This is a genomic window from Clostridium drakei (assembly GCF_000633595.2).
GTDB lineage: Bacteria > Bacillota > Clostridia > Clostridiales > Clostridiaceae > Clostridium_AM > Clostridium_AM drakei.
In genome coordinates, this window is record NZ_JIBU02000058.1 from 20,917 (window position 1) to 32,522 (window position 11,606).

The 11,606-nt window shown below is 26.9% G+C and carries 13 protein-coding genes; 7 read left to right on the forward strand and 6 right to left on the reverse strand.

All coding sequences use genetic code 11. From position 1 onward, the window contains the following. Positions 1–6 precede the first annotated feature (6 nt). Positions 7–564: a hypothetical protein gene (locus tag EG57_RS26080; RefSeq protein WP_084572302.1), complete on the reverse strand. Its 558-nt coding sequence runs from the start codon at positions 562–564 to the stop codon at positions 7–9. A 419-nt stretch (positions 565–983) separates the two neighbouring features. Here EG57_RS26080 and EG57_RS0222490 point away from each other — a divergent pair, with 419 nt between their 5' ends. The 3 genes from EG57_RS0222490 (at position 984) to EG57_RS0222500 (ending at position 4,091) form a co-directional block, all read left to right on the forward strand. Next, positions 984–1,580 (forward strand): DUF1836 domain-containing protein, encoded by a 597-nt coding sequence (locus EG57_RS0222490; RefSeq protein ID WP_032079336.1) that lies wholly within the window; start codon positions 984–986, stop codon positions 1,578–1,580. A gap of 284 nt (positions 1,581–1,864) precedes the next feature. Next, positions 1,865–2,863, forward strand: coding sequence for an ornithine carbamoyltransferase (gene argF / locus EG57_RS0222495; RefSeq protein WP_032079337.1), 999 nt, complete (start codon positions 1,865–1,867; stop codon positions 2,861–2,863). Between the two features lie 211 nt (positions 2,864–3,074). Next, positions 3,075–4,091 (forward strand): AI-2E family transporter, encoded by a 1,017-nt coding sequence (locus tag EG57_RS0222500; protein ID WP_032079338.1) that lies wholly within the window; start codon positions 3,075–3,077, stop codon positions 4,089–4,091. A gap of 45 nt (positions 4,092–4,136) precedes the next feature. On the opposite strand, the gene ispF is transcribed toward EG57_RS0222500, so the two are convergent. Continuing rightward, entirely contained in the window at positions 4,137–4,610 is a 474-nt protein-coding gene (gene ispF / locus EG57_RS0222505) for a 2-C-methyl-D-erythritol 2,4-cyclodiphosphate synthase (protein WP_032079339.1), read from the reverse strand. Positions 4,611–4,677: 67 nt separating this feature from the next. Next, positions 4,678–4,854, reverse strand: a complete 177-nt coding sequence (locus tag EG57_RS26595) for a hypothetical protein (protein WP_161782734.1) — start codon at positions 4,852–4,854, stop codon at positions 4,678–4,680. An 821-nt stretch (positions 4,855–5,675) separates the two neighbouring features. Here EG57_RS26595 and EG57_RS0222510 point away from each other — a divergent pair. After that, positions 5,676–6,617: a polysaccharide deacetylase family protein gene (locus EG57_RS0222510; protein WP_032079340.1), complete on the forward strand. Its 942-nt coding sequence runs from the start codon at positions 5,676–5,678 to the stop codon at positions 6,615–6,617. A 24-nt stretch (positions 6,618–6,641) separates the two neighbouring features. On the opposite strand, the gene rluF is transcribed toward EG57_RS0222510, so the two are convergent. Then, positions 6,642–7,433 carry a 23S rRNA pseudouridine(2604) synthase RluF gene (rluF, locus tag EG57_RS0222515; RefSeq protein ID WP_242859913.1) on the reverse strand — a complete coding sequence of 264 codons (792 nt, stop codon included), beginning with the start codon at positions 7,431–7,433 and terminating at the stop codon, positions 6,642–6,644. Between the two features lie 182 nt (positions 7,434–7,615). Between rluF and EG57_RS0222520 the strand changes: the two genes are divergently transcribed. Further along, positions 7,616–9,118: an N-acetylglucosaminidase gene (locus EG57_RS0222520; RefSeq protein WP_032079342.1), complete on the forward strand. Its 1,503-nt coding sequence runs from the start codon at positions 7,616–7,618 to the stop codon at positions 9,116–9,118. A gap of 114 nt (positions 9,119–9,232) precedes the next feature. Here the strand turns inward: EG57_RS0222520 and EG57_RS0222525 are convergent, their stop codons facing one another. Next, positions 9,233–9,418 (reverse strand): hypothetical protein, encoded by a 186-nt coding sequence (locus EG57_RS0222525; protein WP_029161183.1) that lies wholly within the window; start codon positions 9,416–9,418, stop codon positions 9,233–9,235. Positions 9,419–9,431: 13 nt separating this feature from the next. Continuing rightward, positions 9,432–9,674, reverse strand: a complete 243-nt coding sequence (locus EG57_RS0222530) for a hypothetical protein (protein WP_032079343.1) — start codon at positions 9,672–9,674, stop codon at positions 9,432–9,434. 205 nt (positions 9,675–9,879) lie between these two features. Here EG57_RS0222530 and EG57_RS0222535 point away from each other — a divergent pair, with 205 nt between their 5' ends. Both EG57_RS0222535 and EG57_RS0222540 read left to right on the forward strand, forming a co-directional pair. After that, complete coding sequence (locus EG57_RS0222535; RefSeq protein ID WP_032079344.1) at positions 9,880–10,455, forward strand: nucleoside recognition domain-containing protein; 576 nt, start codon at positions 9,880–9,882, stop codon at positions 10,453–10,455. A 40-nt stretch (positions 10,456–10,495) separates the two neighbouring features. Further along, a complete protein-coding gene (locus tag EG57_RS0222540) occupies positions 10,496–11,014 on the forward strand; it encodes a spore maturation protein (protein WP_032079345.1) in 519 nt (172 codons plus the stop codon). Positions 11,015–11,606 lie beyond the last annotated feature (592 nt).

Below are 11,606 nucleotides of genomic sequence, written 5' to 3' on the forward strand. Positions count from 1 at the left end.
CCTTAATTATCTTCTTCTATTTTTTATTAATCTAATAATAAATAATATTATTATTACAAAGATTATAAACTTGAATATGGTTCCTAAAAAGCTTCCGGTACTATTATAACCATAACCGGAACTATATCCATGTCCCCAAGGGATAGGTATAGGTATTGGAATAGGTAAAAATGATCGTTTAGTTCCACTATCATAACTTCGAGATGTTCCACCATTTGAACTACTGTTTGATGTTTGTGAATTAGAGCTTCCCGAAGAGGATTTAGGCGAATTTGAAAAACTTCCAGATTTAAAATCCCCAGTTGAGGATTTAGAGCTTCCCGATGAAGACTTAGATGACGAAGAACTTCCAGAACTACTAGAAGATTTAGGGGAAGAGAAGCTTCCGGATTTAAAACTACCGCCTGAGCTTTTGGAACTTCCGGATCCTTTAGCATAAGCTATAGTATAATTATTATTTATACCTAAAGTACTTGCTAATTGAGGATTAAAAATATCTGTTGATAAGAATAAAAAAGCAAGTAATAAGCATATAAAAAATCTTTTCTTATTTATTTTGTTCACCCCCAAGAAAATAGGATTGCTTTTTATTATATGTTAGCATATTATATCGTATTATTGGATAGAAATAATAATAAAATTTTGTAAATTTAATTATAAAACCATTATACAGTATATTATACTTTATAACAATATTTAAAATATCCCATTTCAATGAAATTGTAACCTTTTAAACTGATTATTAAGTGTAAGGATAAGAATATCACTATATATCTTAAGATTTTAGTGTGATATGCGACATAATGCATAGTTTTTTAAGTTGTAAAGAGTTTATATGTACCTTATAATGTAAGTGTAGAAAAGTATGTATAGAATATAAGTTAATATAAAATGTGTTAATAATACTATTTATAAAGGAAAGGTGGTGAAAACTTGATTCTTATTTTAAAATTAAAAATAAATTTAAGAATCAAGGTTATTATATGAAAAAAGATAAATTTACTATAGAATCTATAGATGAGATTTCTAAGGATATATCTGAAAATACTATAGTGTCTTATGAGGATTTACCAAGATATGATTTATTTTTGTCACAGGTTATAGATTACCTTAATGATAAATTTTTAGATGAAAAATATACTAATAATATAGTTCAAAATTACATTAAAAATGAAATCATATCAAAACCAGAAGATGGAAAAAAGAGAGGATATACTAAGCTGCATTTAGCACAATTAGTACTTCTTAGTTATATGAGACCAATACTCACCACTCAGGAAATAAAAAAGGTTTTTTCATTGGCTTTTAATGATATAAATGACAGAGATGATGACATTATATCCTGGGAAAAAGCTTATAAAAATTTTTCTGATATACAACAAGATAGTTTTGAAGAATTTATATCAAAGCAGCATTTTGATGGAGATAAAATTGATAAGATAGTAGAGGATATGAATTTAAAAAAAGGTGAACAAGAACGAATAAAGATCTTTTTTATAGTAATGACGTTAATTTGTCAGGCCAGTGCCATAAAGAAACTAGTACAAAGTATAGTAGATAATTATGAAGATAACATTTAAGTTCATAGAAATATAGTATGGGCTTTGTGTAACGTCTAATTTATTGTATGAATATTTATTAAAAGTTAACTAGGTGAATTTGAACTACACTCAATTTAATTATTAGAGTGCAGTTAAAATTTCCCTAGTATTTTTTATTTTACGAATCAAAAATAAGATATTTAAATAAAATAGACTAGAAATTTTTATAAATATAATATATAATGTATGTATAAATATACATAATAAAGAATAATTATAATTTTAAATAGATTAAAATTATATAATATTAAGGGGGTATTTAAGTGTTTAATTTAAAGAATAGAAGTTTTTTAACTTTAATGGATTTTGCACCTAAAGAAATAAATTTTTTAATAAATTTATCAAAGGAACTAAAAAATGCAAAATATGTAGGAACTGAAAAACAAATGCTGAAAGGAAAAAATATAGTATTATTATTCCAAAAGGATTCTACAAGAACTAGATGTGCTTTTGAAGTTGGGGCAATGGATCAAGGTGCAAACGTCACATACATTGGACCTACAGGCAGTCAAATGGGGAAAAAGGAATCTATAGCAGATACTGCAAGGGTCTTAGGAAGAATGTATGATGGTATAGAATATAGAGGATATAGTCAAAAAGTTGTAGAAACCTTGGCAAAATATTCAGGAGTACCTGTATGGAATGGATTAACTGATGAGGATCATCCAACTCAAGTTCTAGCAGATTTTTTAACTATAAAAGAAAATATCAATAAACCATTAGGTAAGGTAAAATTTGCATATGTTGGTGATGGCAGAAACAATATGGCCAATGCCCTTATGATAGGTGCGTCAAAGATGGGAATGGATTTTAGAATAGTAGCACCAAAAGAATTATTTCCGCATTCAGATATATTAGAAAAATGTAATGTAGTTGCTGAACAAAATGGAGGAAATATAACTATTACAGATGATATAAAAAAAGGTGTAGAGCATGTAGATGTGATATATACAGATGTTTGGTTATCAATGGGTGAACCAGAAGAAGAATGGGATGAACGTATAGAGCTTTTAAAGCCATATCAGGTAAATATGGATATGATTAAAAATACTCTTAATGCAAATGTGAAGTTTCTTCATTGCTTGCCAGCATTTCATGATACAAGCACTAAAGTAGGAGAACAAATATACAATAAATATGGATTAGATTGTATGGAAGTTACTAATGAAGTATTTGAAAGTGAGTATTCATTGGTATTTGATGAAGCTGAAAATAGAATGCATACAATAAAAGCAGTCATGGTAGCAACTTTAGGAAAGTAAAATAGTATTAATATTAAATTAAGGAATTTGTTAAAAACCTTGTGTAAAAAACAGTAGTTACATAAGGTTTTTATTATGTAGATTAATGGAAAATAGATGCATAAGATTACATAAATTTTGAAGTTTAGAAAGTAATATTGACGTATATTATTATTAAAAGTAAAATTAAATAAGAGGATTTTATAATTAATATACATGGAGATGATAATAGATGAGTTTTCTTAGAGAAATATTTAAAAGAGAAACAACTAAGGAAATATCAGTCTTTATAATAGTAGCAATACTTATTTATGCATTAAAAAATATTATTGATTTATTTTTATTAACATTTTTATTTACATATTTAATTTATAGTTTAGAAAAGACCATTATAGTTAATTTAAGAAAGTACATAAAGTTAAAAGGAATGTTTTTGACTATAGTTTTGTATTTTGTAATTTTTACACTTTTAGTATATTTTGTATATAAATATATTCCTTTAATAGTAAATCAAAGTGTAATATTAGCTAATGGATTTATTGGAGGAAAGTCTCAACATAATATAAACAAAGTACAGCAGTATTTGTATCCCTTAATAGGAAATGTTGATATAAAAGGTTATTTAAAAAACGAAGTGAGTACTATAGTTGAATTTATTACAAGCTTAGGAAAGTGGGGAATAAATATAATTTTAGCGTTAGTATTAAGCTTATTTTTTATGCTTGAGAGAACTAACGTCAGGAGATTTCTAATTAAGTTTAAAACCAGTAAAATTTCAATAATGTATAAGTATGTAGTACTATTTTGGAAGGACTTTTTAATTTTTTTTGGTAAGGTTGTACAGCTTCAAATATTAATTGCGGTTACTAACACTATTCTTTCGTTAATAATGTTAAGCATAATGAATTTTCCTGAATCTATTGCACTTTCATTTATGATATTTATATTTAGTTTAATTCCAGTTGGAGGTATTATTATGGCTTTAATTCCTCTTTCCATAATTGCTTTTAATATTGGAGGTATGATTAAAGTTGTATATGTAATATCAATGATAATACTTTTATGTGCATTAGAAAATTATGTACTAACACCTCAATTTATGTCTTCGAAAACTAAAATACCTGTTTTCTTTGTTTTTATAGTATTAATAATATCTCAGCATTTTATGGGTATGTGGGGGCTTTTGATTGGAATACCTTTATTTATGTTTATTTTGCATATGGTTGGTATAAATCTTAATAAGAAATAAGAAACACAGGAACTAATGATTTCTGTATTTCTTATTTTATTCAGTTTAGATTTTTTCAACTAAACATACACTTTGAGCAGATATCCCTTCTTTTTTGCCTGTAAAGCCTAATCCTTCTTCTGTAGTTGCCTTTACACTTACTCTATCAATATCTATTCTTAAAGCTTCAGCTATATTTTTTTTCATGTCATCAATGAAAGGTGATAATTTAGGAGATTGGGCAATTATAATGGAATCTATATTTTCAATCATATATCCTTTTGCATGTATTAGTTCACCTACTTTTTTTAATAATACTAAGCTAGAAATATTTTTATAACAAGAATCTGTATCTGGAAAATGTTTACCTATATCACCTAAAGATAAAGAACCAAGCAAGCTGTCCATTATGGCATGTAAGAGTACATCTGCATCAGAATGGCCCAATAAGCCGTTGTCATAAGGTATATTTACTCCGCCAAGAATGAGAAGCCTATTTTCAACAAGTTTATGTACATCATAACCTATTCCTATTCTCATAATAAAACCTCCAAAGCTTTTATTTATATTTTATCACATAAAAAAAAAGGTGCATAATCATTGCACCTTAGGAGATGTCTCGGTTATAATGTATCACTTTTTTAGTATCACTTGGATCAGATGGATTAGATGGAGTATTTTCAGAGCTAAATATTTTTCTAAAGAAGTTTTTTAACATGGATAACATGGATTGCTTTTTATTTTTATTTCTAGTAAAATCTACAAAAATAACTTTATCTCTCATAATATTCCCACCCTTCATGAAAATATATACTATAATAAAATAATAACATAAAAGCTTAAAAATGTTAAGAAAATTCAAAAAATATTATCAGAAACATATTGCAAAATTATAAGCTATATTATAGGATAAACTTAACTATAAGAAAATATTCATTAAAATTATAAAAATATATAAGTAAGACTATTTAGATGATATTAGTATATAGTTATGTAGTTGCTAAGTTTCAATTAATTCTAAATTTTTCATATTATAATTTAATGAAACTTAGCATTAAAAAGAAAAAAATCAACTATATCAGTAGGCTTTGCATAATATATTATATGATCTTTATATCATATATGTTAAAGTAAATCTGAAAAATTAATAAAAATGTTGAGTTATGCACAAGTTGTCCACATAACTGTTGATAATGTGTATAAATATTAATATATTTTATGAGAAATTGACCTGTTTATTTATATTTTTAATGAATATTTAATAATTCACCATGAATTTCACAAGTTATGAACAAGCTATCTGTGGATAATGTTAATAACTTTTAGAATATATATTAAACAAATATGTTTAATAACAATAGCGATAAAATATATAAGATACTAAGGACTATAATGTTTTGCTCAATGACATCAATAAAAGAAAAATAACTTTAATTTGTACTAACAAGTTACTAACATATAAAATGTTAATAATGTGGACAACTTTCTAATTAAAATTTACATATTCCTAGTATAAATTAAACATAATTTATATTATAATAAAATTTATCTATAAGAATATAATGTGTTTTGTACATAAATGAAAATTAGGAAAGAAGTGAAAATATGAATAGAAATTATAAAAAGTTAACATTATTAATGGTCATTGTTCTTATGATTGGAGTTTTGAGCTACAATTTTATTAATGGAAAAAATGCAAAATCTCATAGTGAAAAAACCACAAAACAACAAGTTAGTAACACTAAGGAAAGCAGTGCATCAAAGGAGAAAAATGAAACTGCTGAAAATAATGAAAAGGATAGAGAATTTAAAGATGGAATTCTGAAACATAATGATAAATCTATACCTGTAATTATGTATCATTCAATTGATTATGAGGCAGGAAATGAACTTAGAGTTCCTAAAGAAAAATTTAGAGAGCAAATGAAATATTTAAAGGATAACGATTATACAACGTTAACTTTGGGAGAATTGTATAATTTTATGTCTAACAATAAACCTGTTCCTGAAAAGTCTATAGTTTTAACTTTTGATGATGGGTATAAGGATAATTATGAAAATGCTTACCCTGTATTAAAGGAGTTTGGATTTAAAGCTACCATATTTATTATTACTAATTGTATAGATAAGGATAAAGGTTTTTTAACTTCAGCCCAGTTAAAGGAAATGCAGCATAATGGTATAGATATAGAAAGTCATACTTTAAATCATGATAAATTAAGTGAATTGCCATATGATAAACAACTTGAAACATTAAAAGGTTCAAAGGAGTTTTTAGATAAGCTTCTTAATAAAAAGGTAAAGTATATAGGCTATCCTTATGGAAAACGCAACAATGATACTATAAAGGCAGCTAAGGATGCAGGTTATGTTATGGCTTTTACTACTGAAAGCGGTTGGTCTAATAAAAGTCAAGGTATATACACGTTAAATAGAGTATATGTTTCAGCAAACCATGATATGAAAGAGTTTGAAAGAAGAATAAGTGATTTAAATTATAATGTTAGTACTAATACTATTAGCAAAAAGAAAGTTAAGGGGCAGTAACCATAAGCTTCTTTATCCGAAAAACTAATTATCGGATAAAGAAGCTTCTTCAGTTTTTATAGAAGTAGAAGTTAATTTGTTTATAGTTTTTAGTTCGTTTGAGGTCAAGTATCTCCATTTGCCTATAGGAATGTCTTTCAGTGTGACATTCATTATTCTAGTTCTTTTTAGCTTTAATACATTGTAACCTAATGACTCACACATTCTTCTAATTTGTCTGTTTAGCCCTTGAGTTAATATTATTCTAAATATATGAGAACCTTCTTTATACACTTTACAAGGTTTAGTTACAGTATTTAATATGCTAACACCAGAGGACATTTCTTTTAAAAACGAATTTGTAATACATTTATCTACAGTAACAATATATTCTTTTTCATGATTGTTGCCAGCCCTTAAAATTTTATTTACAATATCACCATCATTGGTTAAAAATATTAATCCTTCCGAATCTTTATCTAGCCTTCCTATGTGAAATATTCTTTTAGGATAGTTAACAAAATCCACTATATTATTTTTAATTTTTTTTTCAGTAGTACATATTATACCTACAGGTTTGTTTAGAGCAATATACACTTTATCATCTTTTTCAGTAAGAAGTTTACCATCTAATTTTACCTCGTCCATAGGTTTCACTCTGGAGCCTAATTCCGCTGTGATGCCATTTATAGTAACTCTTTTTTCTTCTATTAATGCATCAGCTTCTCTTCTAGAACAAATACCTTTCTCACTTATAAATTTGTTTATTCTCATAGAATCTGAACTTTCACTATGGCTTATTATATTTTTATGCAACTCAATAAGATCTCCTTTCATTTGTTAGTGGTTTAGTTATATGCAAATTTTAAAGTATTATTTATAAATGATATCAAATTTTTTAGCTACTTAGCAAGTTTTATATAAAATAGACGAATATTCATAATATGGGGTTAAAATTATTTAAATAAATATAGAAGTTTTTTAATATATTATTATATAGAAAAGATGGAGGGTAGATTATGAATAAAAAAATAAAAATGATTATCTTTACTTTGATATGTTCTTTAACTATAGTTACTACTAAGGTTTCAGCGGAAGGTTTGTCATTGAGTAGTTCAAAGGTTAATATTACTACTAGTAAGGAATGGACTGTAAAATTTAATACATCTTTAAAGGCAGATACAATTAATGATAAAAGTATAACTGTGAAAGATGAAAATAACAAAATTATACCTGTAAGCGTAACCATGGGTAAAAGTTCTGATACTGTAGTAATAAGCCCTGAAGTTTCAGGATATGAACCAAATAAAAAATATAATTTGATAATAGGTACAGACGTTCAATCAACAGATGGTAAGAAGCTTAGATCCCCAATGGAAATGCAGTTTACTACTAATAATAAATATGAGGATGGTAGTAACTATGAAAATTTACCACAAATACTTTCATGTAAGTTTGAGTATTTACCGCTGTTATCTACCCAAAAACAAGTTTTTGATTTAAACACTAATATTGGACAAGATGTTGAATATAGAATTTTTGTACATAGCTATTCTATGGATAAAGACAGTTATACAGAAGTTACCAATGGTTATACTAAACCTTCTGATGGAAAAATAACAGCTAATAAAACTTTAGAGGCAGGATCAAATGGCCAAAAGTATAAAGTCTTAATATATGTTAAAAAGTTGGGAAGCGTTGGAACGCATAAAGACATAAATACAGATTATGATAATTATTATGTTGACTATTTAAGATGTATAAATAGTGCAGATACAAATAATAATGAATATGAAAATTATAATATTTCCGTGGATCAAATGGCAGATATTCAAACAAAATTAAGTGATAAGTCAGTTTTTGTTGAAACTAATGATTTTAATAATACTGCAAGTAAAAATCAGATTAAATACTATTTAGATCCTAATAATTTTATGGATTCATATGGAAAATATCAGTTTTTAAAATTAAGTTATACAGATGGTATGAATGTAGATCAAGTTAATAATATCTTAAAAGGTAAAGGAATTTTAGATGGAAAAGGACAAGCATTTTTAGACGCTGCTAAAAATAATAATGTAAATATTGTATATTTAATTTCACATTCCTTATTAGAAACTGGTAACGGAACATCGTTATTGGCTAATGGTGGACAAAAAGATAGCAGCGGTAAGTATATTTTTGATGCACCTGTATATAATTTCTTTGGAATAGGTGCATATGATAAAGATCCTAATTATTATGGAACTAAAGCAGCTTATGATAACAAATGGTTTACTCCAGAGGATGCAATCAATGGTGGAACTCAGTGGATTGCATCAAAATATATAAATAATCCTAATGGAAAGCAAGATACTCTATATAAAATGAGATGGAATCCTTCTAATCCAGGGGAGCATCAATATGCTACAGATGTAGCTTGGTCATATAAACAAGTTCCTAATATGATAAAAGGAATAACCAATATTATAGATCAGGTTAAGGATATAAAATTAAATTTTCAAATACCTAAGTTTAAATAGAAATCCATATTGTAATTAACCATAATAAAAATCACTATAGAACTTATTAAAGTTTAATAGTGATTTTTTTATGTGAATTAAGTTTTTTATGAATAAGATTTTGAAAAAATCTTATTATAGTATTCCTTCTTCTTTTAAAATTGATTCTAATTTACTAACTTTTTCTGTGAGAATTTTGAAATTTTCTAATATTACTTCTTTAGGTAGGTTTTCTTTAATTAAAGTTTCTTCCATATCTTGAATTGTTTTTAAAGCTTCATCAATATCTTTTTGAGCTAGTTCTAAATTTCCTTCTTTCATTTATGATTCTCCTTTAGTTTAATATATTTTTGGCTTTTTTTAACCCATCATCATCTATAAATGGTGCGCAAAACTCAAAGCTTTTTTCATGTCCACAATTAGAGCATACACAGGAACACACATCATATGGCATATCATCTATTATATCAATATTTAAGTCTTCCGCTAAATATTGGCCACCACATATTTCACAAGGAGTATCGTTTATAACAGAATACTCGCTTTCTATATATTTCATTATTTCTTTAATGGTCATTTCAAACCTCCGATTTTCAAAAAATTATACACAACATAAATGGTAGCACTCTTAAATTTTAATTTCAATAGTAATAATAACTTATAGCCACTTAACTGTAAAGTTAAATTTTAATTTAAGGATTATGTTAGGCAATTTCAATGCAATTTGAACATATATATTAATAACCACTATAAAAAAGTTGTTTATTAAAGGGGATAGATGAGTGATAAATTATATATGGTTTTTTATTTTAAGTTTTGGAATAATATTAGGTATTTTTACTGGAAGAGGTGCAGATATATCTAAGGTTATAGTATCTTCTACAGAATCCACAGTAAAATTAATTATAAGCTTATTAGGAATAATGTGTCTATGGTGTGGGGTAATGAAAATTGCTGAAAAAAGTGGTCTTACTGATAAATTAGCAAAAGTTTTAAAACCTATACTAAGGTTAATTTTTAAGGAAGCTTCTAAAGATGAAAAGGCTATGGGAGCAATAGTTATGAATTTAACTGCAAACATGATGGGACTTTCAAATGCAGCTACACCTTTTGGTATTAAAGCTATGAAAGAATTAGATAGATTAAATAAGAAAAACAGTTCAGCTAGTGACGATATGGCATTATTTTTGGTAATAAATGCAGCTTGCATACAATTTTTACCTACGACTGTTATATCAATGCGTGCAGCAGTAGGATCTCAGAGCCCTGGAGAAACTATATTACCAGGTATAATAGCCACTGGTACGGCAGCTTTATTTGGAATAGTGTTTTGTAAGATATTGCAAAAGTATTTTTGAATCAAATGGTAGTTAAGAAACAATCAATGGAGGTAATATTTTGGATTATATAATAAAATCAATAGTTCCTATAATTATAATATCTATAACTGCATATGGAATATTTAAAGGAGTTAAAGTATATGAATGTTTTGTAGAAGGTGCAAAAGAAGGAATTAGTATATGTGTAAGCATATTTCCATATTTATTAGCTATGTTAGTGGCAGTAGGCGTTTTTAGAGAGTCTAGAGCTTTAGATTATTTTATATTTATTGTAAAGCCTTTTGCAAAGCTCATAGGACTTCCACCAGAAGTTGTGCCACTAGTATTAATAAAACCTTTATCAGGTAGTGGTGCTTTAGGTATTTTTGCAGAAACTATAAATAAATTTGGAGTAGATAGCTACATAGGGAAAGTTTCTTCCATAATTATGGGGTCTACAGAAACAATATTTTATACACTTACGGTATATTTTGGTGCTGTAGGAATAAAAAAAATAAGACATACTCTTTGGGCAGCAGTTTTGGCAGATTGTGTTTCAATTGTCATGGCAGTAACTTTAGCAAGAATTATGTTTTAAGATTATAATTTAAAAATATTATGACGTAAGCATATGTAAGCGAAGTAACTTTCAACTGTATTCCAGCTGATATATGCTGTGAAGAAAAACTCACTTCATTAAGAAGTTCTAATGCTTGAGATATTGAAAAATGGCTACCTCCTCAAATGCCACGTCCTGTCGCTTTCGGAGCTTTTGCCTTCCTGGCAAAAATTACCCCATTTTTCAATATATCAAGCAAAGAACTTCTAAAATTCGTTCGAATCTTCCTTCACAGCATATATCAGTCTCCATACAATTGAAAGTTACTTCTTAGTGCATTACGTATATATATTACTTTCTAATATGGCTCTAAATAAAAAGCGTAGCTTTCATAATACCTGTTATCTAGTTTATGTATATTTCAGCGAGTTCAATAATATCTTATGGCACAGCCTGAAAAATAGTAAGTTAGTTGATTACTAAGTAGATTTGAAATACTTGTATATTTTTCAATAACCTAAATAATAAATCTATTTTAAGGTACTTCTATAAAATAAAAAACAACTGACTTTTAAATTAGATATACCATGGAATAAAAGTTGAAACTCAAACTTCCACTGCACCATTACGT